General features: G+C 73.5%; 23 protein-coding genes, 1 pseudogene and 1 riboswitch. Of the genes and pseudogenes, 10 read left to right on the top strand and 14 right to left on the bottom strand.

Annotated elements, in window-relative coordinates; all coding sequences use genetic code 11:
- Window positions 1-1744: alkyl/aryl-sulfatase (locus tag IG62_RS0132755; protein ID WP_030811805.1), on the bottom strand; the 1744-nt coding region annotated here is incomplete at its 3' end.
- Between the two features lie 83 nt (window positions 1745-1827).
- Between IG62_RS0132755 and IG62_RS45525 the strand changes: the two genes are divergently transcribed.
- Complete coding sequence (locus tag IG62_RS45525) at window positions 1828-2262, top strand: hypothetical protein (protein WP_030811808.1); 435 nt, start codon at window positions 1828-1830, stop codon at window positions 2260-2262.
- Between the two features lie 124 nt (window positions 2263-2386).
- Here IG62_RS45525 and IG62_RS0132765 read toward each other — a convergent pair whose 3' ends face one another.
- Window positions 2387-2824, bottom strand: a complete 438-nt coding sequence (locus tag IG62_RS0132765) for an SPW repeat protein (RefSeq protein ID WP_030811811.1) — start codon at window positions 2822-2824, stop codon at window positions 2387-2389.
- A gap of 123 nt (window positions 2825-2947) precedes the next feature.
- Window positions 2948-3532 carry a histidine phosphatase family protein gene (locus IG62_RS0132770; RefSeq protein WP_030811814.1) on the bottom strand — a complete coding sequence of 195 codons (585 nt, stop codon included), beginning with the start codon at window positions 3530-3532 and terminating at the stop codon, window positions 2948-2950.
- Between the two features lie 113 nt (window positions 3533-3645).
- Window positions 3646-3801, top strand: a riboswitch (cobalamin riboswitch).
- A gap of 40 nt (window positions 3802-3841) precedes the next feature.
- On the opposite strand from IG62_RS0132770, the gene IG62_RS0132775 reads away from it, so the two are divergent.
- Entirely contained in the window at window positions 3842-4063 is a 222-nt protein-coding gene (locus IG62_RS0132775) for a CbtB domain-containing protein (protein ID WP_030811817.1), read from the top strand.
- A gap of 15 nt (window positions 4064-4078) precedes the next feature.
- A complete protein-coding gene (locus tag IG62_RS0132780) occupies window positions 4079-4828 on the top strand; it encodes a CbtA family protein (RefSeq protein WP_030811820.1) in 750 nt (249 codons plus the stop codon).
- A 110-nt stretch (window positions 4829-4938) separates the two neighbouring features.
- Here IG62_RS0132780 and ribA read toward each other — a convergent pair whose 3' ends face one another.
- Window positions 4939-5631, bottom strand: a complete 693-nt coding sequence (gene ribA, locus IG62_RS0132785) for a GTP cyclohydrolase II (protein ID WP_078872391.1) — start codon at window positions 5629-5631, stop codon at window positions 4939-4941.
- Window positions 5632-5756: 125 nt separating this feature from the next.
- Between ribA and IG62_RS0132790 the strand changes: the two genes are divergently transcribed.
- Both IG62_RS0132790 and IG62_RS48040 read left to right on the top strand, forming a co-directional pair.
- On the top strand, window positions 5757-6512 hold the full coding sequence (locus IG62_RS0132790; protein ID WP_030811826.1) for a creatininase family protein: 756 nt from the start codon (window positions 5757-5759) through the stop codon (window positions 6510-6512).
- Window positions 6505-7149 (top strand): annotated as a pseudogene (locus tag IG62_RS48040) (RibD family protein); the annotation flags it as partial. The gene IG62_RS0132790 and the pseudogene IG62_RS48040, both read left to right, overlap by 8 nt.
- Here IG62_RS48040 and IG62_RS48045 read toward each other — a convergent pair.
- The 5 genes from IG62_RS48045 to IG62_RS0132820 all read right to left on the bottom strand — a co-directional run bounded on the left by IG62_RS48045 (window position 7063) and on the right by IG62_RS0132820 (window position 11686).
- Window positions 7063-8256, bottom strand: coding sequence for a lysylphosphatidylglycerol synthase transmembrane domain-containing protein (locus IG62_RS48045; protein ID WP_199812554.1), 1194 nt, complete (start codon window positions 8254-8256; stop codon window positions 7063-7065). The pseudogene IG62_RS48040 and the gene IG62_RS48045 overlap by 87 nt on opposite strands.
- A complete protein-coding gene (locus IG62_RS0132805; RefSeq protein WP_030811835.1) occupies window positions 8253-9110 on the bottom strand; it encodes a methyltransferase domain-containing protein in 858 nt (285 codons plus the stop codon). The genes IG62_RS48045 and IG62_RS0132805 overlap by 4 nt, the downstream gene beginning before the upstream one ends.
- Window positions 9107-10228, bottom strand: coding sequence for a glycosyltransferase family 4 protein (locus IG62_RS0132810; RefSeq protein ID WP_030811838.1), 1122 nt, complete (start codon window positions 10226-10228; stop codon window positions 9107-9109). The genes IG62_RS0132805 and IG62_RS0132810 overlap by 4 nt, the downstream gene beginning before the upstream one ends.
- Window positions 10225-10623, bottom strand: a complete 399-nt coding sequence (locus IG62_RS0132815; RefSeq protein ID WP_030411145.1) for a 6-pyruvoyl trahydropterin synthase family protein — start codon at window positions 10621-10623, stop codon at window positions 10225-10227. Before IG62_RS0132815 ends, IG62_RS0132810 begins: the two co-directional genes overlap by 4 nt.
- Window positions 10624-10696: 73 nt before the next feature.
- Window positions 10697-11686: a zinc-dependent alcohol dehydrogenase gene (locus tag IG62_RS0132820; protein ID WP_030811842.1), complete on the bottom strand. Its 990-nt coding sequence runs from the start codon at window positions 11684-11686 to the stop codon at window positions 10697-10699.
- Between the two features lie 107 nt (window positions 11687-11793).
- Between IG62_RS0132820 and IG62_RS0132825 the strand changes: the two genes are divergently transcribed.
- Window positions 11794-12588, top strand: a complete 795-nt coding sequence (locus IG62_RS0132825) for a CDP-alcohol phosphatidyltransferase family protein (protein ID WP_078872394.1) — start codon at window positions 11794-11796, stop codon at window positions 12586-12588.
- On the opposite strand, the gene IG62_RS45540 is transcribed toward IG62_RS0132825, so the two are convergent.
- Window positions 12524-12919, bottom strand: coding sequence for a hypothetical protein (locus IG62_RS45540; RefSeq protein ID WP_078872395.1), 396 nt, complete (start codon window positions 12917-12919; stop codon window positions 12524-12526). The genes IG62_RS0132825 and IG62_RS45540 overlap by 65 nt on opposite strands.
- Window positions 12920-13207: 288 nt before the next feature.
- On the opposite strand from IG62_RS45540, the gene IG62_RS0132830 reads away from it, so the two are divergent.
- Window positions 13208-13582, top strand: a complete 375-nt coding sequence (locus IG62_RS0132830) for a VOC family protein (protein WP_030811848.1) — start codon at window positions 13208-13210, stop codon at window positions 13580-13582.
- A 49-nt stretch (window positions 13583-13631) separates the two neighbouring features.
- Here the strand turns inward: IG62_RS0132830 and IG62_RS0132835 are convergent, their stop codons facing one another.
- The gene (locus IG62_RS0132835; protein ID WP_030811851.1) at window positions 13632-15938 is read right to left on the bottom strand and encodes an ATP-binding cassette domain-containing protein; all 2307 of its coding nucleotides are present in this window, start codon (window positions 15936-15938) and stop codon (window positions 13632-13634) included.
- Window positions 15939-16020: 82 nt separating this feature from the next.
- Between IG62_RS0132835 and IG62_RS0132840 the strand changes: the two genes are divergently transcribed.
- From IG62_RS0132840 to IG62_RS0132850, 3 genes are all read left to right on the top strand, one after another.
- Window positions 16021-16821 carry a TetR/AcrR family transcriptional regulator gene (locus tag IG62_RS0132840; protein ID WP_030811854.1) on the top strand — a complete coding sequence of 267 codons (801 nt, stop codon included), beginning with the start codon at window positions 16021-16023 and terminating at the stop codon, window positions 16819-16821.
- 458 nt (window positions 16822-17279) lie between these two features.
- The gene (locus tag IG62_RS0132845; protein ID WP_030811857.1) at window positions 17280-18341 is read left to right on the top strand and encodes a right-handed parallel beta-helix repeat-containing protein; all 1062 of its coding nucleotides are present in this window, start codon (window positions 17280-17282) and stop codon (window positions 18339-18341) included.
- Between the two features lie 64 nt (window positions 18342-18405).
- The gene (locus IG62_RS0132850) at window positions 18406-19434 is read left to right on the top strand and encodes a methyltransferase (protein WP_030811860.1); all 1029 of its coding nucleotides are present in this window, start codon (window positions 18406-18408) and stop codon (window positions 19432-19434) included.
- A gap of 38 nt (window positions 19435-19472) precedes the next feature.
- Here IG62_RS0132850 and IG62_RS0132855 read toward each other — a convergent pair whose 3' ends face one another.
- The 3 genes from IG62_RS0132855 to IG62_RS0132865 are packed head-to-tail and all read right to left on the bottom strand — an operon-like array spanning window position 19473 to window position 20624.
- Entirely contained in the window at window positions 19473-19805 is a 333-nt protein-coding gene (locus tag IG62_RS0132855) for a TcmI family type II polyketide cyclase (protein ID WP_030811862.1), read from the bottom strand.
- 56 nt (window positions 19806-19861) lie between these two features.
- A complete protein-coding gene (locus IG62_RS0132860; protein ID WP_030811864.1) occupies window positions 19862-20335 on the bottom strand; it encodes an SRPBCC family protein in 474 nt (157 codons plus the stop codon).
- 1 nt (window position 20336) lies between these two features.
- Window positions 20337-20624, bottom strand: coding sequence for an acyl carrier protein (locus IG62_RS0132865; RefSeq protein ID WP_030811866.1), 288 nt, complete (start codon window positions 20622-20624; stop codon window positions 20337-20339).
- Between the last annotated feature and the right edge of the window lies 1 nt (window position 20625).

A 20625-nucleotide genomic window follows, 5' to 3' on the forward strand; every position in this document is an offset into this window, starting at 1 on the left:
CGGTGGGGGCGTGGGGGGTGAGGAGGTCGAGGAGCTGGGGCTTGGTGAGGGTGAGGGTGAGGTCGGGGCTGCCGTCGGCGGTGGGGGCGGGGGCGCCGGGGGAAGCCCGGTGGGTGAGGGCGCCGTGGGAGAGGGTCAGCCGCCAGGTGCGGTCCTCGTCGGGGAGGTAGAGGTCGAGGGTGAGCGCGGTGGACCAGGCGCGCGGCCCGTCGATGCGCACGGCCAGTGAGTCCAGGAGCTGGTCGACGGTGAGCGCCCGGGCGAGGTCGGGGGCGGCGGTGGAGTCCTGGGTGTCGTCCCGGGCGGCAGGGGCGCCGCGCAGTTCGCCCGCACCGGTGAGGTAGACGTTGCGCCAGACCGCGTTCTCCGCGCCGTGGCCCAGGCATTCGTAGACCTCGGCGAGGGCGCGGCGGGCCCGCACGTTGTGCGGGTCGGCGAAGACGGCGTGGTTGAGGAGGGTCGCGGCGAACCGCAGGTCGCCGTCGGCCGCGTAACCCTTGCCGGCGTTCACGGTGGCCTCGACGCCGCCGAGGGCGTGGACGTAGCGCCGGGCCTGTTCGGCCGGCGGGTGCTCCCACAGGTGGGCGGGGTTGCCGTCGAACCAGCCCAGGTAGCGCTGGGCGACCGCCTTGACGTGGTCGCTGACCGAGCCGTAGTAGCCGTGGTGGGACCACACCCGCGCCAGGGCCGGCGGCAGCCGCAGCTGCTCGGCGATCTCGGTGCCGGTGTACCCGGCGTTGAGCAGCCGCAGGGTCTGGTCGTGGAGGTAGGCGTACAGGTCGCGCTGGCCGGCCAGGAGGGCCCGGATGCGGTCCTTGCCCCAGGTCGGCCAGTGGTGCGAGGCGAAGGCGACCTCGGTGCCGTCACCGAAGAGGGCGAGCGCCTCGTCGAGGTGGCGGGACCAGGCCCGGCTGTCGCGGACCGCCCCGCCGTACAGCGGCAGGACGGTGTGCAGGGTGTGGGTGGCGTTCTCGCCCAGGCAGAGCGCCTGGTGCGCGGGGAAGCCGAAGTTCATCGCGGCGGGGGCCTCGGCGTCCGGGGTGAGCTGGAAGACGAGGTGGACGCCGTCGAGGATCTCCTCCTGGCCGGTGCGGGTGATGTCCACGGTCGGCGGGATCAGGGTGCGGGTGCCGGTGGAACGGGTGGTGCCCAGCCCGCAGCCGATCTGGCCGTCCGGTCCCTTCGGCAGCGCGGTGCCGTACGTGAAGGCGGCGCGCCGGGACCTCGCGGGTCCGGCGTCGAGCTGCTCGCCGACCGCGTGGGCGAGGAAGCCGGCCGGGGCGAGGACCGGTACGGGATCGTGCCCGGCGGGGACGACACCGCCGGCGCCGCCGAAGTGGCCGGCGTGCGAGTGGGTGTAGATCAGCCCGGTGACCGGCCGGTCGCCGCGGTACTTGCGGTACAGCTCCAGGGCCGCGGCGGCGGTCTCGGCGGAGAGCAGCGGGTCGACGACGATGACGCCGTGGTCGCCCTCGACCAGCGTCATGTGGGCCAGGTCCAGGCCGCGGGCCTGGTAGATGCCGTCGGTGACCTCGTAGAGGCCCTGGCGGCTGACCAGCCTGCCCTGCCGCCAGAGGCCCTCGTGGGCGGTGTCGGGGCAGTTCTGGGCCAGGAATCCGTAGGCCGCGGCGTCCCAGACCGGCCGGCCGTCGTCCGTGGTGATCCGCGGCGGGTCGAGCTCGGCGATGAAGCCGCGGTCGGCGTCGGCGAAGTCTTCGTGGTCATCGACGGGTGCAGCGGTCACGGGGCGCTCCCTCTCCGGGGCGGCGGCGGGCCCAAGGCCCCTGCCCCACACGTTCGATTTAACCGGCTTTGTCCGGGTGGCGCATGCCTGCCTCCGCGGCGGCCGGGGAGCGCCGGCGCGGCCAACGGCGTTACGGGCAGGGCTGGGCAGGGCACAACAACGCAGGTGAGGTCGTATCCGGGCGCGGCAATTCGGCCGGCCGGGACGGGGCCCGCCTCGATCTTCCGGGAGGGGAGGGACGCCCTCTGTCCCCGTACGACGACCGCGCCTTCGGCGAGCTCGCCGAGTCGTTCCGGCACCGTGCCGCTCCGTACGCCCAGCTCCGCACCCCGCCCGCCGGCCGCGGCACCTGGCCCCCTCCCGGGCTCCGGGGCATGGGCTGGCTGGTGCCCGCCGCCGCGGCCGGCAGCCTGGCCGCCGGGATCCTGCTGCCGCACGCCCTCCTCCTGGCGGGCGGGCTGGTCCTGGCCGGCCTCGCCGGACACCTCTCGGCGGGTGGGCGCGGGCGGTACCGATAGGGGTCTTCCCCGGCACCGACAGGGGTCCTCCCGGGCCCGGCGACGGCATACGGCCGCCGGCCGGCCTGTCCGGAAAGGGCAGGCGGACCGGCGGTCACTCATTGCGGCCCCCGCGGGCACCGCCTCAGGTGGTGCGGCGCCTGGATGCCGCGGCGACGCACAAGGCGCCCAGCAGGAACGTCAGACCACCAATGACGATGTTGTTCCAGATGACGCCCGCGTCCGGGCTGCGGCCCACGAGCCAGGGCGCGATGATCATCCACACGCCGATCGCGCACATCGCGCCGCTCAGGCCGTACATCCGCGCCGGGGTCACGGTGAAGCCGACCGCCAGCAGGGCGATCGCGATCCCGACGATCAGGTTGTGCGTTGCCAGGGCGGGCTGCGCCAGCGTGTAGTGGACGATGAACGGCGAGACGGCGCAGTACAGGCCGACGAGGAACACCGGACCGTCGACAAGTACCACATCACGCCCACCGAGCACCCGCTCGTATCGGGCCTGCATCTCCGAAGCGTCGGGGTGACCTGCGAGATCTCCCCTGTGGTGTGAGACGTCGGCCATGCGACTCGCCTCCTTCACTGGCAGCCTGGCCGTTATTCCGTGGCATCGGGCCACGGTTTCATTCTGCGCTTATGTCGCCTTTATGTGTAGATGAAGCAGCAGGTGAATTTTGAAGGGGTACGGTCACCTTTCCGCTCCCCCGTGGTACAGCGCCCGGCCCAGGCCCAGATTCCAGCGGCCGCCCCGCCCACTCAGCTCCGTCACGGTCAGCGGCGCCACGTCCAGCCGCCAGAACGCGTCCGCCGGCACCCGCAGGGCACACACCGCGGCGGCCCGCACCACGTCCGGTTCCACGACCGCCAGCACCCGCCCGGCGTCCAGCGCCATCCGGGTCAGCCAGCCCGCGACCCGGTCGCAGAGCTGCCGCAGCGACTCCCCGCCGTGCCCGGCGAAGTCCGGATCGGACAGCCAGGCGGAGACCGCGAGCGGTTCCGTTTCGGCCACCTCCGCCAGGGTCCGCCCCCGCCACTCCCCCATCGCGCAGCCCGCCAGCTCCGGCACCGGGCCGGCCGGCAGTCCGAGCTCCTTCGCGGTGCGCCGGCAGCGCGCGGAGGGCGAGGCGAAGACTCGGTCGGTGTCCGGCAGCGCCCCCGCGGCGGCCCGGGCCCGCCGCAGTCCGGCCGCGTGCGGCGGGGAGTCGTCGTCGAAGCGCACCTCGCGCTGGGCGTCGCCCGCGGCCGGCGAGACCAGCATCACCCGAGTTGTCATGCCCTCTTCTCTCCTTTGCCGCCGGGGCTCCAACTCACCTGGGGAGCAAGGGAGTTGCCCGGCGGATGCGCCCCAGCCCGCACCAGTCCGCCCCCCGAGCGGTCTTGGCCGGGTGGCCGGATCGCGGTACGTTTCCCGGTGCTTGACGACGGCATGACGGAAGCCGGTGGGATCCCGGTGCGGTCGCGCCACTGTATGTCCGGTTTTTTATCAGCCCGCCAGGGGCCGGTACCGGACGAGCCAGACCCGCATGTCGTCCTGCACTCCCATTAACGGGGACGCGAGTTCCCCCCAACAGGAGGTCATGCCATGGCTTCGTCCATCGCACCGCCGGCCGCCGGCGCCACCACCACCCCCGCTCCGCTCCCGCTGAAGGCGATCGCCCCCTGGGCGCTGTTCGCCGGGGTGCTGATGCTGATCCTGCTGTACTTCGTCGGCGCAGAGCAGGGCGCCACCTCGCTGCTGTCCGGTTCGGACGTCCATGAATGGCTGCACGACGGGCGCCACCTCCTCGGCTTCCCCTGCCACTGACGGACGGCCGCAGCCATGAACTCCCTCACCGTCAGGGCCCTGCTGGTCCGCGGCATGCTCGCCGGCCTCGCCGCCGGCGCGCTGGCCCTCCTCGTCGCCTACGTGCTGGGCGAACCGCGGATCGACGCGGCCATCGCCTTCGAGGAGGCACACAGCCACGAACACGAGATGGAAGTGGTCAGCCGCGGACTGCAGTCCACGGCCGGGCTCGCCACCGGCGTCCTGGTCTACGGCGTGGCGCTGGGCGGGATCGCCGCACTGGCCTTCTGCTTCGCCCTGGGGCGGATCGGCCGGTTCGGGGCCCGCGCCACGGCCCTGCTGCTCTCCGGGGCGGCGCTGGTGGCCGGCTACGTCGTGCCGTTCCTGAAATACCCGGCCAATCCACCGTCGGTCGGCGACCCCGACACCATCGGCAAGCGCACCGCCCTGTATTTCCTGATGATGCTGCTCGGCCTCCTGCTGGCCGTCGCCGCCACGATCCTCGGCCGGCGGCTGGCTCCGAAGCTGGGCAACTGGTACGCGACGGTGGCCGCCGTCGCCGCGTTCGCGGTCGCCGTCGGGCTCGCCTACGCGTTCCTGCCGGCCGTCAACGAGGTGCCCGCGGACTTCTCCGCCACGCTGCTGTGGCAGTTCCGGCTGTCGGCGCTCGCCGTCCAGCTGGTGCTGTGGGCCGCCTTCGGGCTGGTCTTCGGGCATCTGGCGGAGCGCGTCGTCACGGCCCGGCCGGCGGCCGAGCGGGCCGAGGCGGTGTCCGTCGCCTCCTGATCGGGCACATCCACCGCACCAAAGGTCCGGGGCCCGCGAGCACTCCTCGCGGGCCCCGGACCTGCTGCGCCACACCCGGGCCGTTACGGCGGGCGGGAACTGACGGTTTGTCAGAGCTGGCCCGGGATGCCGTCGAGGTGCGGCAGGTCGTGGTCGAGACGCTCGCGCTTGGTGCGGAGATAGCGGATGTTCTCCGCCTGGGGCTCGGCCAGCAGCGGGACGCGTTCGGTGACGGCGATGCCGTGCCGCACCAACGCGGCGCGCTTGCGCGGGTTGTTGGACAGCAGCCGCACCGCGCGGACGCCGAGGTCGTCGAGGATCTGCGCGGCGGCGCGGTACTCCCGGGCGTCGACCGGGAGCCCGAGCGCGATGTTCGCCTCGACGGTGTCCAGTCCCTCCTCCTGGAGCTGCATCGCCCGGAGCTTGGCCAGCAGGCCGATGCCCCGGCCCTCGTGGCCCTGGAGGTAGACCAGCACCCCGCGCCCGGCCGCCGCTATCGCCCGCAGCGCCGCGGACAGCTGGTCACCGCACTCGCAGTGCCGGGAGGCGAACGCGTCCCCGGTCAGGCATTCCGAATGCACCCGGGTCAGCACCGGTTCGCCGGTGACCTCGCCGTACACCAGCGCCACGTGCTCGGTTCCGCTGGGCCGGTCGAGATAGCCGACCGCCCGGAACTCCCCGTAGGCGGTGGGCAGCCGGACCGAGACCACCCGTGCCACACCGGGCAGTGGGCGGGCCGTGTCGGGGGCGACGGCGAGGTCATGACCGGGGCGGGGGCCGCACAGGGCGTCGGGGTCCGTCATGGCGCGATGGTACCCACGGGGGTCGGAACCCGGCGGCGATCACTCAGATACATGACAAGTATGCTGCGGCACCCGCGTCCCGACCGGCTCCCGGCGAGCCGACCGACGAAAGGCGGCCGATCCCGATGACCGCTCCCCCGCAACCGCCGACGCCCGCCGGGCTGTTGCCGGCCGACACCACCGAGGACGTCCGCAGAAGGCGGCCGGAACTTGCGGTGCTGCCCATCGGCAGCTTCGAACAGCACGGCCCGTACCTGCCGTTGACCACCGACACGGTCATCGCCTGCACCGTCGCCCGGGAGGTGGCCGCCGCCCATGACGTCCTGCTGCTGCCGCCGCTGACCGTCTCCTGTTCGCAGGAGCACGCCGCCTGGCCGGGGACGGTCAGCATCTCCGCACGGACGCTGCACGCCGTCGTCACGGACCTCGCCGACTCGCTGCTCCGGTCCGGGATCGAGGCCCTGGTCCTGGTCAACGGCCACGGCGGGAACTACGTGCTGCGCAACGTGGTGCAGGAATCCGCCGGGCGCGGCATCCGGATGGCGCTCTTCCCCGGCACCGCCGACTGGGACGCCGCCCGCGACCGGGCCGGGATACGCACCTCCGCACACAGCGACATGCACGCGGGCGAACTGGAGACCTCGATCCTGCTGCACGCCCATCCGGAACTGGTCAAGGACGGCTACGCCGGCGCGGACTGCCCGGCCGACGACCGCCGGCACCTGCTGACGCTGGGGCTGTCGGCGTACACCACGTCCGGTGTCGTCGGCCGCCCCTCGCTCGCCTCGGCCGCCAAGGGCCGGGAGCTGCTGGCCGGACTGACCGAGGCGTTCGCCGCGTACGTCACACTGCTGGGTGCCGGGGCGGACGCCGATGACTGAGGTGCTGGGGACCGCACAGGCGTGGCAGCGGCTGCGGCGGATCCGTACGGAAGGGCAGGCCCGGGCCGCCGGGCTGGTGCGGGACGGCGACGGCCGGCCGCGCTGGGAGGAGCCCGCCTCGGCCGGCGCCACGGAGCTCGCCGAGCGCTACCTGCCGCTCTGCCTGGCCGGCCCGCGGGTGGCGTTCGGGCAGTTGGGGCAGAGCCTGGACGGCTTCGTGGCGACCCGCACCGGCGACGCCGACTACGTCACCGGGACGGCCGACCGCCGCCATCTGCACCGGCTGCGGGCGCTCGCCGACGCCGTGCTGGTCGGCGCGGGCACGGCCGTGGCGGACGATCCGCGGCTGACCGTACGGGCCTGCCCCGGCGACAACCCGGTGCGGGTGGTGCTCGATCCGCGCGGCCGGGTGCCGCACGGCAGCGGGGTGTTCACGGACCGGGCCGCGCCGACGCTGTGGCTGGTGGGGCCGGACGCCGCGGTGCCGCCGGACGTAACGGGCGAGGGCGTCGAGGTGCTCCGGCTGCCCGACGCGGCGGCGTTCGCCCCGTCACGGCTGCTCGCGGCCCTGGCGCGCCGCGGCCTGGGCCGGGTGCTGATCGAGGGCGGCGGGGTGACCGTGTCGCGGTTCGTGCAGGCCGGTGCGCTGGACCGGCTGTACCTCACGGTCGCGCCGGTACTGATCGGGGACGGCGTGCCCGGCCTGCGGTTCCCCGGGACGACGGTGATGCGCGAGGCGCTCCGGCCGCCGCTGCGGCGCACCCTGCTCGGGGAGGACACCCTCTTCGAGATGGAGTTGCGGACGGCCGGCGCGGAGGGCGGCGCCCCACCGGGCGCACAGCACCACGACGCCGGGCAGGCTGGCGGCGAAGGCGAGGACGCCGTAGACGACGGCGGTGGCCAGGCCCTGCGCGGCGCCCAGCCCGGCGGCGCCGAACGCCCAGGCGGCGACGCCCTCGCGGGGCCCCCAGCCGCCGACGTTCAGCGGCAGCGCCATGGCGAGCAGGGCGAGGACGACCAGCGGCACCAGCTCGGCGGTCGGTGCGGTGACGCCGACGACCCGGGCGGCCAGGACGAACATGGCGAGGTAGCCCGCGAGGACCACCGCGGAGGACAGGGCGACACCGAAGCGGACGCCGGGGGCGGCCAGGCCCTGGCGCGCCTCGGTCAGGAAGGTGCCCAGCGCGCGCCGGACGCGTGAGGTGCCGGGGCGGCGCCGCAGCCACCGGGCGAGGACCAGCGCCGCGGCGCCCACCGCGGCGGCGGTCACGGCGGCGCCGGGTGAGGCCAGCGCGCGGACGGCCGGCGCGAGGACCGGGGACGGCCGGGCGAGCAGCACCACGGCCCCGGCGAGCACCAGCACCAGCTGGCCGGCGGTGCGTTCCAGGACCACCGCCCGCACCCCGCGGCCCAGGTCGCCGGAGGCCCGGCCGTGCCCCACCGCGCGGTGGACGTCGCCCAGGACGCCACCGGGCAGCGCCGCGTTGAGGAACAGCGCCCGGTAGTAGTCGGCGACCGCCCGGCCCAGCGGCAGTCGAAGGCCCAGGCCGCGAGCCACCAGACACCAGCGCCAGGCACTGCCGACCGTGGTCAGCAGGCCGAGTGCGAGGGCCGCGAGCAGCGCTCCGGCGTCGATCCGGCGCAGCCCGTCCAGGAAGGCCCCGGAACCCAGGTGCCACACCAGAGCCGCCAGGATGCCCGCGCCCGCGAGCAGCCGCAGCAGCGCCCAGCCGCGGCGGTTCATCCCCCGTCCCCGGGCGGCGGACCGGGCAGCGCCAGCAGGTCGGTGTGGTGCACGGTCACGCCCAGTTCGCCCGCCGCGCACTCCTCCAGCCGGCGCCCCAGATAGGCCGCCGCCTCCGGTGCCAGCGCGGGCCGCTGGGCGTGTGCGGCGCCGACCCAGCCGCGCAACCATTCGGCGGTCAGCGCGGACTCCGCGCAGCCGAGCCGCCACGGGCTGGACCGCAACCGCACCGTCCAGCCGTGCCGTTCGAACGCCGTGACCGCCGCCGCGACCGCGTCCGGACCGAGCAGCCCGCGGTCCCCGTCGGTACGGCGCTGGTGGTCGTTGAAGGCGGCGGCCAGCTCCGCGTCGAGCGGATCGGGCGGGGTCAGCTCCACCCGTCCGGCAACCGAGAGCGCCAGCAGGACCGGGCAGCCGGCACCCGCGCAGGCCGCCGCGAGCGCCTCGATCTCGTCGAGGGTGAGCAGATCGAGCAGGGCGGAGGCGGTGACCAGGGAGGTCCCGGCGAGGTCGGCGGCGGTGAGGGCGGTCAGGTCGCCGCGCTCGGTGGTGGCGGTGACCGGCGTGCCGTCGGCGGCCGTCGCGGGCATCCGGGCGCCGGCCTCGGCGAGCAGCACCGGGTCGTGGTCGTGCAGGATCCAGCGTTGCGGGCCGGGCAGCCGGACGGCGAGCCAGCGCGCCATGGAGCCGGTGCCGCAGCCCAGGTCGCGGATGGTCAGGCCGGGCGGGCCGGGCCGTCCGGCGAGCGCTCTGCGCAGCGGACGGAGGAGTTCGGGGGCCCGGGCCGCGGCGTCGGCGCGTTCGCGCAACTCCAGCCAGCGCGGGGCGAATCGGGGGCTGCCGACGGCGGTCAACGGCTGCTCCGGGGGTCGTGCCGAAGCCGTTCCAGCGCTTCGGCCAGGCTGTGCGACGTCATCTCCCACCCCTCCAGCATGGCACGCCGTCCGCGCGCGGCTTCCCGCAGCCGGTGCCGCAGCGCCCGGTCCCCGAGCCAGTCGCCGAGGGCACCGGAGAGCGCCGCGGGTTCCCCGGCGGGGACGAGGAGGCCGGGCGGGGTGCCGTCGGGGGCCCGCCCGAGGGCCTCCGGTACGCCGTCGACGGCCGTGGCCAGGACGGGAATTCCGCGCGCCAGCGCCTCGGTGATCACCATGCCGTAGGTCTCGGCGTACGAGGCGAGCACCAGCAGGTCGGCGGCGGCGTAGTGCGCGGCCAGCTCGGCACCGGTCTGTGGCCCGGCGAAACGGATCCGGCCGCCGAGCCCCAACTCATCGACGTGATCCCGCAGTTGGGCGGCGTAACCGGGGTCTTTGCCGGGACCGCCGACGAAGGTGCAGTGCCAGGGCGGACCGGTGACGGTGGCCAGGGCGTCGAGCAGCCGGCGGTGTCCCTTGCGCGGGGTGAGCGCGGCGACGCAGAGCAGCGCGGTGCCGTGGCCGGTGCCGGGGGCGAGCGGTGCGGGGTCGGTCCCGGGCCGGGCGACGTGCACGCGGGCGGGCGGCAGGTGATGGTGCGCGGTGAGCCGGCCGGCGGCCCAGGCGCTGGTGGCCACGACGGCGCCGGCGGCGTGCAGGGCCCGGCGTTCCCGGGCGTCCAGGTCGGCGGCCTCGCGGGGGTCGAGCCCGGTCTCGTCGGCCAGCGGCAGATGGACGAGGACGGCGAGCCGCAGCCGGGCGGCCTCGGGCCGCAGGACCTCGGGGACGCCGCAGCCGACCAGCCCGTCGAGGAGGACCACCGCGCCGTCGGGCAGTTCCGCCAGCAGCCGGGCCAGCTCGGCGCGGTCGGCGGCGGCCGGCCGCGGCCAGGCGCCGGGCAGGGCGTGCGGGCGCACGCGCCACCCCGCCGCCGGAAGGCCCTGGCACACCCGGCGGTCGTAGGTGTTGCCGCCGCTGGGCGCCGCCGGGTCGCCGACGCCGCCGGGCAGGACGACGTGCACCGTCCGCTCCCCGGCCGTGGCGGCGCCGCCGCGGGTCACAGCGCGCGCTCGTAGGTGGCCCAGGCGATATGTGATTCGTGCAAGGTGACGGATATGCCGGTCAGTTCGCGGGCGCCCTCGCCGAGGTTTCCGGCCTGCACGCGGTCGGCGAGCCGGTCCGCGATGACCTTGGCCAGCGCCTCCGTCGAGGTGTTGGTGCCGGCGAAGGCGGGCTCGTCGTCGAGGTTGCGGTAGTTCAGCTCGCCGACCACACCGGCGAGTTCCTGGGTGGCCAGGCCGATGTCCACGACGATGTTGTCGGCGTCGAGCTCGGGCCGGCGGAAGGTGGCGTCCACGATGAACGTCGCGCCGTGGAGCCGCTGCGCGGGGCCGAACACGGCACCGCGGAAGCTGTGCGCGACCATCAGGTGATCGCGGACGGTGATGCTGAACAAGGCCGTTCCTCCGGTGTGATGTCGGTCTCAGTGACGGTGCGGTGGGGGCGGATCGGGGGCCGGGGCGCGGCGCCTACCGGCCGTCCGGCGGTGCGTACCGGATGCGGTGGCAGAGCGCCGGGAGGTCGCCGGAGGCGAGCCGGGGCAGCACCTGCGGCAGTTCCTCGAAGGCGGACTCCCCGGTGATCAGCGCGTCGAAGGCCGGATCGGCGAGGAGTTCGAGGGCGAGCGCCATCCGGTCGGCGTAGCTGCGGCGGGCCCGCCGGGCCGGGGAGACGGTGCCGACCTGGCTGCTGCGCACGACCAGCCGGCGGGAGTGGAACGCCTCGCCCAGCGGCAGGCTGACCCGCCGGTCGCCGTACCAGCTCAGCTCCAGCACGGTGCCTTCCGGCGCGAGCAGTTCGAGGGCACGGGCCAGTCCTTCCTCGGTGGCGCTGGCGTGCACGACGAGGTCGCAGTCGCCCCGGGCCTCGGCGGGCAGCGCGAAGTCCACCCCGAGCGCCCGGGCGGTGGCGGCGCGGCCGGGATCGGCGTCGACCAACTGCACCCGCACCGCCGGGTAACGGGCGAGGAGGGCGGCCACACTGCATCCGACCATGCCGCCGCCGATCACCGCGATCCGGTCGCCGATCAGCGGCCCGGCGTCCCAGAGGGCGTTGACCGCGGTCTCGACGGTGCCGGCGAGGACGGCGCGGGCGGCGGGCACGGTGTCCGGTACGGGGGTGACGGCGTGGGCCGGGACCACGTAGTGCGTCTGGTGCGGGTACAGGCAGAAGACCGTGCGGCCGTGCAGCGCGGGCGGTCCCTCCTCGACGACGCCGACGTTGAGGTAGCCGTATTTGACCGGTGCCGGGAAGTCGCCCTCCTGGTAGGGCGCGCGCATCGCCGTGTGCTGGCTCTCGGGCACCCCGCCGCGGAAGACCAGGGTCTCGGTGCCGCGGCTCACCCCGGACCAGAGGGTGCGCACCAGCACCTCGTCGGGCCCGGGCCCGGACAGCTCCGCCGGCCGGATCTCGCCCTGTCCTGGGGCGTTTGTCCAAAAGGCACAAGCGGCGCGCGGCAACGGGATCCTCCTGGACGCTACGGCGAGGAGTCCTCGATGCTGGGGATCAAGGACGCCGTCACCCTACGCGGCGCCCCCGGACTCCGCCACAGGTCAAGGGAGGCACGGTGGCCGTACAAGAGCACTTCGACACAAGAGCCTTGGGGCCGGACACCACGGCGGGCATGGGCGTGCAGCTGCTGGTGCTGGAGGTGCTGTGCCGGCTGGTCGGGCTGGGCACCGCGGGATGGCTGACGGGCTCGGCGTTCGCGGTGGTGACCTGGGCGGTGCTCACGCTGGCGCTGCGCCGGTCGTGGACCGGTCCGTTCGGGCCGGCGAACCGTGTCACGCTGGCCCGGGCGATCCTGGTGGGCGGGGTGACCGCGCTGGTCGCGGACTCCTTCGACCGGCGGGCCCCGGTCGCGGTGCTGACCGCGCTGGCCACGGTGGCACTGATCCTGGACGCCGTGGACGGCCAGGTGGCCCGGCGCACCGGCACGGCGACGCCGCTGGGGGCGCGTTTCGACATGGAGGTCGACGCGTTCCTGATCCTGGTGCTGTGCGTGTACGTCGCGATGCCGCTGGGTGTCTGGGTCCTGGCGATCGGTCTGATGCGGTACGCGTTCGTCGCGGCGTCCTGGCTCTGGCCGTGGTTGCGCGGTGCGCTGCCGCCCAGCATGGCCCGGAAGACGGTGGCGGCGCTGCAGGGCGTCGTGCTGGTGGTGGCCGGTGCCGGGATCGTGCCGCGGGCGGTGGCCGGCGCTGCGGTGGCCACCGCGCTGGCGCTGCTGGTGTGGTCGTTCGGACGGGACGTCAGGTGGCTGTGGCGGGTGCGGACGGGGGCTCGGGCGGACTCCGCTACGTGCCCGCGTGCCGTCCCAGATAGACGACCAGTGCGAGGAAGAGCAGCAGCAGGTTCGTGACGAGGACGGCGAGCAGGATCCGGCGCAACAGGCCGGTGCGCGGCGGCCGGTGGGTGACCAGCACGGCGCCGGGCAGCCGGGCCAGCTGGAGGCCCGGGCGGAGCGCGGTGGTACGCGGGCGCAGCGCGCCGCAGCGCGGGGAGGTGTGGTGACGGGCGGTCGGCTCGGGGCAGCCGCGGCCGTGTCCGCGGGGTCGGTGCAACGGCCCCCGGGCCGGCGGGCGCCCGCGGCAGGGCCGGGCGGCCCCCGGGCCGGGGGGCGCCGGTATGCAGGTGCGGGAGCGCACCGCCCGCCAGGGCGGCGGTCCCTTACGCCGTGCTGCGCCGGACATCCGCGCTCACCCGGTCCCGCTGGGGTGTGACCGGGCGCCGCTCATGTCCGCGCCCCTGCCCGGCCCGCACCGCGGGTCTGGTGTGCCCGTACCGAATCGGCGAAACCGCCCACGCATGGTCCTCCGCGTTCAGGCCGCACGGCCGTCGCGTCATCTGTTGAATTGCGGATTTCTGCAACTGTAGACGACAGGGGTGCCCGACCTGAATGGGTGGGCCGGACAAACCGGGTGCACGCCCGGCACGCGATCCGGTGGACAGGCCCGCGGCCTCCGCGGATAGTGACGCGCATGACCTCACTGATACGGCACGTCACCGTCGACTGCACCGATGCCCACCATCTGGCGACCTTCTGGGCGAAGGTGCTGGGCGGTTCGCTGGCCGAGGACGACTTCCCGGGGGATCCGGAGGCCACGGTCACCACCGCGGCCGGTGCGCTGCTGTTCATCACGGTGCCCGAGGCCAAGGCCGGGAAGAACCGGCTGCATCTGGATCTGCAGCCGCAGGACCGCGGCCGCGACGAGGAGGTCGAACGGCTGCTGGCGCTCGGCGCGACCCTGGTCGCCGACCACCGCCGGCCCGACGGGACGGGGTGGGCGACGATGGCCGACATCGAGGGCAACGAGTTCTGCGTGGAGCGCAGCGCGGCGGAACGCGCGGGCTGAGCCCCGGATCAACTCCCCTGTCCCCGCGGGGACGTGCCGGTCCTCGGGCTCACGCGGCGGGCCGGCCCAGGTAGCTCCGTAGGTGGCGGGCCGTCAGGGTGTCCGCGGTGGCGACGAGGTCGGCGGGGGTGCCTTCGAAGACGATGCGGCCGCCGTCGTGGCCGGCGCCGGGGCCGAGGTCGACGATCCAGTCGGCGTGGGCCATGACGGCCTGGTGGTGTTCGATGACGATGACGGTGTTGCCGTCGTCGACGAGCCGGTCGAGCAGGCCCAGCAGCCGGTCCACGTCGGCCGGGTGCAGTCCGCTGGTGGGTTCGTCGAGGACGTAGACGGCGCCCTTCTCGGCCATGTGGAGGGCGAGTTTGAGCCGCTGCCGTTCGCCGCCGGAGAGGGTGGTGAGCGGCTGGCCGAGGCCGAGGTAGGCCAGGCCCACGTCGGCGAGCCGGTCGAGGACGGTGCGGGCCTGGCCGGAGGGGAAGAACTCCCTCGCCTCGGCGACCGACATCGCGAGCACCTCGCTGATGTTCTTGCCGCGCAGGGTATAGGTGAGCACCTCGGGCGTGAACCGCCGGCCCTCGCACTCCTCGCAGACGGAGGTCACGCCGGCCATCATCGCCAGGTCGGTGTAGACCAGTCCGATGCCCTTGCAGGTGGGGCAGGCGCCTTCGGAGTTGGCGCTGAACAGTCCGGGACCGACGCCGTTGGCCCGGGCGAAGGCGGTGCGCACCGGGCCGAGCAGTCCGGTGTAGGTGGCCGGGTTGGAGCGCCGGGAGCCGCGGATCGGGGACTGGTCGGCGGTGATGACGCCGTCCCGGCCGCTCAGTGAGCCGTGGACGAGCGAGCTCTTGCCCGAGCCGGCCACGCCGGTGACGACGGTGAGCACGCCGAGCGGCAGGTCGACGGCGACGTCCTTGAGGTTGTGGGTGGTCGCGCCGGTGATGGCGAGGTGGCCGGTGGGCCGCCGGACCTGCTCGCGCAGCCCGGCGCGGTGGTCGAGATGGCGGCCGGTGAGGGTGCCGGAGGCCTGCAGGCCGCGGACGTCGCCGGTGTAGCAGAGCCGTCCGCCGGCCGGTCCGGCGCCGGGGCCGAGGTCGACGACGTGGTCGGCGACGGCGATGGTCTCGGGTTTGTGCTCGACGACGAGGACGGTGTTGCCCTTGTCGCGCAGCCGCAGCAGCAGGTCGTTCATCCGCTGGATGTCGTGCGGGTGCAGGCCGACGGTGGGCTCGTCGAAGACGTAGGTGACGTCGGTCAGGCTGGAGCCGAGGTGGCGGACCATCTTCACCCGCTGGGCCTCACCGCCGGAGAGGGTGCCGGATTCCCGGTCCAGGCTCAGATAGCCGAGACCGATCTCGACGAGGGATTCCAGGGTGTGGCGGAGGGTGGCGACCAGCGGGGCCACCGACGGGTCGTCGATGCCGCGGACGAATTCCACCAGATCGCTGATCTGGAGGGCGGAGCATTCGGCGATGTTGCGGCCGGCGATGCGGGAGGCGAGGGCCGCGGGATTGAGGCGGGCGCCGCCGCAGGCTCCGCAGGCGGCGAAGGTCACCGCACGGTCGACGAAGGCCCGGATGTGCGGTTGCAGGGATTCCCGGTCCTTGGCGAGATAGGTCCGCCGGACCCGGGTCAGCAGTCCCTCATAGGTGATGTTCGCGGTGCCGCGCTTGATTTTGGTGGCGGGCTTGTGCAGGAAGTCGTCCCACTGCGCGGGGGTGAAATCCGCGAGCTTCACGTCGGGGTCGAAGAATCCGGAGTGCGCGAGGGTCTGCCAGTACCACGAGCCGACGGTGAATCCGGGGGCGTTGATCGCGCCCTCGTTGAGGGAGCGCGAGGTGTCCACGAGCTGGTCGAGGTCGATGGTGGAGACCCGGCCGAGCCCCTCGCACTCGGGGCACATGCCCTCGGCGCTGTTGAAGCTGAAGGCGGTGGAGGTCCCGGCGTGCGGGGTGCCCAGGCGGCTGTAGATGATCCGCAGCATGGTGTGGGCGTCGGTGGCGGTGCCGACCGTGGAGCGCGCGTTGGCGCCCATGCGTTCCTGGTCGACGACGATCGCCGCGCTCAGATTGCGCAGGGCGTCCACGTCGGGCCGGCCGCGCGCCGGCATGAAGGACTGCACGAAGGCCGTGTAGGTCTCGTTGATCAGCCGCTGGGACTCGGCCGCGACGGTGCCGAAGACCAGGGAGGACTTCCCGGATCCGGAGACTCCGGTGAACACCGTGAGGCGGCGCTTGGGTATGTCCAGGGAAATGTCGGCGAGATTGTTCTCCCGGGCGCCGCGCACCTCGATCACATCATGACTGTCCGCCGCGTACGCGGTCTCCTTTTCCGGCTTTCCGACCTGCTCGGCCCCCATGTCAGCCGCCACCCCTCCTGATATCCTTACACCGTAAAGAGTTCGCCGGGTGACGTTACTTTATGGCGTAAGGAGACGGCAAGTGGTGGTATTCGCCGGCCAGGGCGATCCCCGTCGGTCGATGGCTCTGCTGTGGCGCGACGAGCGCCCCGGCGGGACGCGTACGCGGCAGTGGCCGGGCCCCAAACCGGCCCTGAGCGTCGAGGTGATCGTCCGCGCGGGAATCGCGGTCGCCGACGCGGAGGGCATGGCGGCCCTGTCCATGCGCGCGGTCGGCGAGCGGCTGGGCCGCACCGCCATGGCGCTGTACACCTACGTCCCGGGCAAGAGCGAGCTGGTGGACCTGATGTACGACCAGGTGCTGGCCGAGCTGCCGGACGACTACGACCTGGCGGCGGGCTGGCGGGCCGCGGTGACGTCCTGGGCCGAGGACACCTGGGAGTTCTACCTGCGCCACCCCTGGGTGCTCCAGGTCTCCCAGGCCCGCCCGGTACTCGGCCCCCACGAGTACCGCGCCCTGGAGACGCTGCTGGCGCTGCTGTACGCCACCGGCCTCGACTCCGCGGTGCTGCGGCCGGTGGTCGGGGCGCTGGTGCACGTCGTGCGCGGGGCCGCGCGGACCGTCGCCGAGTCCCGGGCGGCCGCGGCCTCGACCGGGGTGTCCGACGAGGACTGGTGGCTGGCGCGGTCCGGGATGCTGGAGGAGGTGGTGCCCGACTTCGCCGAGCGCTTCCCGCTGCTGGTCCGGCTGGAGACCGAGGGCGCGGCCCCGGTCACGGACGACGCGGTGCCGTATCTGGAACGCGAGGCGCGGGCGACCTTCGAGGGCGGGCTCGCGGTCGTCCTGGACGGGGTCGAGGCGGCGATCCGGCGCACCCACTGAGCCAGGACCGGCCGCACCGGCCCCGCCACCGAGGGCCGTTGGGGTGATGAAGGGAGCCTTGGGCCCCTTGCCGGGTGTCGTCGGCCGGGCCCCGCGCGTTGGTCTGCCATGACCGTCTTCCGCGTCCGACCGTGGTTCCTGCCGTCCAGCCTCGCGGCGTTCCTGACCGAGGTGTGGCCGGACGGGCCGGCTGACCCCCCGTCGGACGCCGGCCCCGGGGACCGTTCGGACGCGGCGTCCGATACCCGGTCAGGTGAGTGCCGGCCGGTCGATCCGCCGACCGGCGCAGCAAGCTGCGGCGAGCCCCCCAAGAACCCCGCTGACCGGCCCTGATGCGCGGCCGGACGGACGGCAGGGCAGCGGACTTGACGGCGTGTCGGACACCGGCGGGCGCGCCCTCGGCCGTCATCGGGTCACCACAAATGGCGAGCGCGGTTGATCGCCCATAGCTTCGCCTCATGGCGCTACAACAGATGACACTCCTGGGCTGTGTCGCCGCGGTGATGGCCGGCGGACTGGGTGCGGCCCCTCCCTCCGATGCCCCGGGACGGCATGTGGTCCGCCCGGGCGAGTCGATCCAGCAGGCGGTGGACGCGGCCCGGCCGGGTGACACCGTCGTCCTGCGGCCCGGGGTCTACCGCGAGAGCGTGCTGATCACCACGTCGCGGCTGCGCCTCGTGGGGGCCGGCAAGAAGACGGTGATCCGCCCGTCGGCGAAGCGGGCGGCGAACCGCTGCGGCGAAGAGGGCAACGGCATCTGCGTGCTCGGCTCGCGGCACCACCCGCTCCGGGACGTCAGCATCCGCGCGTTGACCGTCACCGGCTTCAAGCAGAACGGCATCTGGGCCTCCGGCACCGACCGGATGACCGTGCACGGGGTGACGTCCCGGAAGAACGGGGTCTGGGGCATCGCGCAGGAGAAGTCCACCCGCGGCGTGATCCGCGACAACTTCGTCACCGACAACGGCGACTCCGGCATCTTCCTGGCGAACACCGTCAAGGAGGAGGGCGGCGCGACCGACACCCAGGGCGCGTCGATCACCCAGAACCGGATGTCCCACAACCGGATCGGTGTCACCATCCGCCGGGTCAGGAACCTGACGGTCGGCCACAACACCGTCACCGGGAACTGCGCCGGAGTCTTCGTCGTCGGCGACGAGTCCCGCCCCCGAGCGGGCGCGCTGACTGTACGGGACAACGACGTCTCCCGGAACAACAAGCACTGCGCCGCCACCAAGCGGCTGCCGTTCCTCCAGGGCTCGGGCATCGTGCTCACCGGCACCGAACGGACGCTGGTGCGGCACAACCTGGTCCGCGACAACCGGGGCAAGTCGCCGCTCTCCGGGGGCGTGGTGCTCTTCCACAGCTTCGTGGGCGCGCTCAACGAGCACAACACCGTCGTCGACAACATCGTGCTGCGCAACAAGCCGGTCGACCTGGCCAACCGGGACCCCAAGGGCCGGGGCAACCGGTTCGTCCGCAACGTCTGCCGGACCTCGAAGCCGGCCGGGCTGTGCTGACGGCCCACCTGGCGCACCCGGTGCCACGGGTGCACTCACCTACCACGGGAGAATAGAGGCTCCAATGACCACCGTAAGTCCCTCGCCCCAGTCGGCCATGCGGCTGCGGGAGCTCGTCTTCGGAGCCGCGTGCGCGGCGGCGGTACGGGCGGCGGCGCGGCTCGGCGTCGCCGACGCGCTCGGCGACCGGCCGGCCTCCGCCGAGGAGCTCGCCGCCGAGGTGAAGGCCGAACCTCGGCCGCTGGAAAGGCTGTTGCGCGCACTGTCCTGCTACGGGATCTTCGCGGAGACCGACGACGGGAAGTACGTCCACACCGACATGTCCCGGATGCTGCGCGAGGACACCCCGAACAGCCTGCGCTACATCTCCCTGTGGTGCACCGAGCCGTGGACCTGGGAGGCGTGGCCGCGGCTCGACGAGGCGGTGCGCTCCGGTCGCGACGTCTTCGACGACCTGTACGGCAAGAGCTTCTTCGAGTACCTGCACCAGGACGCCACGGAGTCCGCCCAGGTCTTCGACCGGGCCATGACCACCTCCAGCAAGCAGTCGGCCGAGGACGTCGCCCGGCTGCTGGACCTGTCGAAGGCACAGTCGGTGGCGGACATCGGCGGCGGGCAGGGCCACGTCCTCGCCAGCCTGCTGGAGAAGCACCCCTCGCTGGAGGGCACCCTGCTCGACCTGCCCACGGTCGTGGCGCATCCGGATCCCCGGCTGCGCGCGGGCGGTCCGCTCGCGCCGCGGGTGAAGGTGGTGCCCGGCGACTGCCGGGAGGACATCCCGGTCCGGGCCGACGTCTACATCATCAAGAACATCCTGGAGTGGGACGACGACTCCACCCGCCGGACGCTGCACAACGTCAAGTCGGCGGCCCGGCCCGGCGCCCGGGTGGTGGTCATCGAGAACCTCGTCGACGACAGCCCGTCGATGAAGTTCACCACCGCCATGGACCTGCTGCTCCTGCTGAACGTGGGCGGCGCCAAGCACACCAAGGACAGCATGATCCGCCGGCTCTCGGACGCCGGACTGGAGGTGCACGACGTCCTCGTCGTCAACCCGTACCTGCACGCCTTCGAGTGCACCGTCCCGGCGTGAGCAACGGGCCGCCGCCCGGAACCGGCACGGCCTGCGCGTCAGCGACTGCCGTCGCGCTCCCAGCGGTAGAACTGCTGGGCCATCGCGTCCTTGGGGCTCCGCCAGGTCTCGGGGTCGTAGGCGCTGACGAAGGCGGACAGCTTGTCGCTCACCACACGGAACTCGGGGTGCTCGGTGACCTTGGCGATCTCCGGGCCGGGCGGCCGGTCGGATTCGATGAGGTGCAGGTACACCTCACCGAACTGGAACAGGGTCCGCCGCGAGACGCCGACCAGGTGCGGCAGTTCCGTACGGTCGGACTCGCGGAAGACCTCCGCGATGTCCGGTGCCGAACCGGGTTTCATGCGGGCGACGATCAGAGCGTGATGCATCGGGAAGATCCCTTCGTTGCCGCCCGAGGGCGGTCCGGACGCGGCCCGGCGGGCCGTCAGCTGACGGCGGCGGACCGCAGCTCGCGGTCCCGCTGCTCGATCTTGTCCCGGATGAGCTCCATCTGGATCCGGGAGTTGCGGTTGATGAGCTCGGTCATGCCCTTGTCGTCGACCGGGGCGTCCGGCTTCATCGCGAAGTCCTGGGTCCAGTGCATCGAGGTGCCGCCCGGGATCTCGGAGTACTTCCAGTGGATGTCCATGTGCGCGAACGGGCCGGTCTCCACCCGGCGGGCACGGACGGTGCGGTGGGCGCGGTCGACGACCCGCTCGGAGACCCAGCTCCAGACGGTGCCGTTGTCGTCCGGGTGCATCGTCAGCCGGAAGGTGGTCTTGTCGCCCTCGCGGGACAGCACCTCGACCGCGGCGTACTCGCTGAACAGCTGCGGCCAGTTCTCGAGGTCGTTGGTGATGTCCCAGACGAGGTCGAGGGGCGCGGCGATGGTGATGTCGTTCTCGGTGTGGCCGGGCATGTCAGGCTCCTGTCGTAGGCACTTTGTCGGCTTCCAGGGGGGCTTTGCCAGGGGTGTTGACGAGGGCGAGGAAGTCGCGCGGCGTCTTGCAGCGCTCTGCGTCGGTCGGCATCGGCCGGCCGCGCCGGTTCTCCAGCTCGCCCACGATGCCCAGAAGGCCCAGCGAGTCGAGGCCGAACTCGGCGAAGGTCGAGTCGGCCCGGTTGGCCAGGTCCTTCGGGTCGACGGTCAGGCCGGCGGCGGACTTCATCAGCGCTGCCAGCTCGTCGAGGGTCAGTTGAGCAGTCATG

This window comes from Streptomyces sp. NRRL S-337 (assembly GCF_000720175.1).
In the GTDB taxonomy this organism is placed as follows: Bacteria; Actinomycetota; Actinomycetes; order Streptomycetales; family Streptomycetaceae; genus Streptomyces; species Streptomyces siderophoricus.

Coding starts and splice junctions, on each gene's coding strand:
- IG62_RS45525 (WP_030811808.1), top strand. CDS start 1,828: ATGCCTGCCTCCGCGGCGGCCGGGGAGCGCCGGCGCGGCCAACGGCGT.
- IG62_RS0132765 (WP_030811811.1), bottom strand. CDS start 2,824: ATGGCCGACGTCTCACACCACAGGGGAGATCTCGCAGGTCACCCCGAC.
- IG62_RS0132770 (WP_030811814.1), bottom strand. CDS start 3,532: ATGACAACTCGGGTGATGCTGGTCTCGCCGGCCGCGGGCGACGCCCAG.
- IG62_RS0132775 (WP_030811817.1), top strand. CDS start 3,842: ATGGCTTCGTCCATCGCACCGCCGGCCGCCGGCGCCACCACCACCCCC.
- IG62_RS0132780 (WP_030811820.1), top strand. CDS start 4,079: ATGAACTCCCTCACCGTCAGGGCCCTGCTGGTCCGCGGCATGCTCGCC.
- ribA (WP_078872391.1), bottom strand. CDS start 5,631: ATGACGGACCCCGACGCCCTGTGCGGCCCCCGCCCCGGTCATGACCTC.
- IG62_RS0132790 (WP_030811826.1), top strand. CDS start 5,757: ATGACCGCTCCCCCGCAACCGCCGACGCCCGCCGGGCTGTTGCCGGCC.
- IG62_RS48045 (WP_199812554.1), bottom strand. CDS start 8,256: ATGAACCGCCGCGGCTGGGCGCTGCTGCGGCTGCTCGCGGGCGCGGGC.
- IG62_RS45540 (WP_078872395.1), bottom strand. CDS start 12,919: ATGTCCGGCGCAGCACGGCGTAAGGGACCGCCGCCCTGGCGGGCGGTG.
- IG62_RS0132830 (WP_030811848.1), top strand. CDS start 13,208: ATGACCTCACTGATACGGCACGTCACCGTCGACTGCACCGATGCCCAC.
- IG62_RS0132835 (WP_030811851.1), bottom strand. CDS start 15,938: ATGGGGGCCGAGCAGGTCGGAAAGCCGGAAAAGGAGACCGCGTACGCG.
- IG62_RS0132845 (WP_030811857.1), top strand. CDS start 17,280: ATGGCGCTACAACAGATGACACTCCTGGGCTGTGTCGCCGCGGTGATG.
- IG62_RS0132850 (WP_030811860.1), top strand. CDS start 18,406: ATGACCACCGTAAGTCCCTCGCCCCAGTCGGCCATGCGGCTGCGGGAG.
- IG62_RS0132855 (WP_030811862.1), bottom strand. CDS start 19,805: ATGCATCACGCTCTGATCGTCGCCCGCATGAAACCCGGTTCGGCACCG.
- IG62_RS0132860 (WP_030811864.1), bottom strand. CDS start 20,335: ATGCCCGGCCACACCGAGAACGACATCACCATCGCCGCGCCCCTCGAC.
- IG62_RS0132865 (WP_030811866.1), bottom strand. CDS start 20,624: ATGACTGCTCAACTGACCCTCGACGAGCTGGCAGCGCTGATGAAGTCC.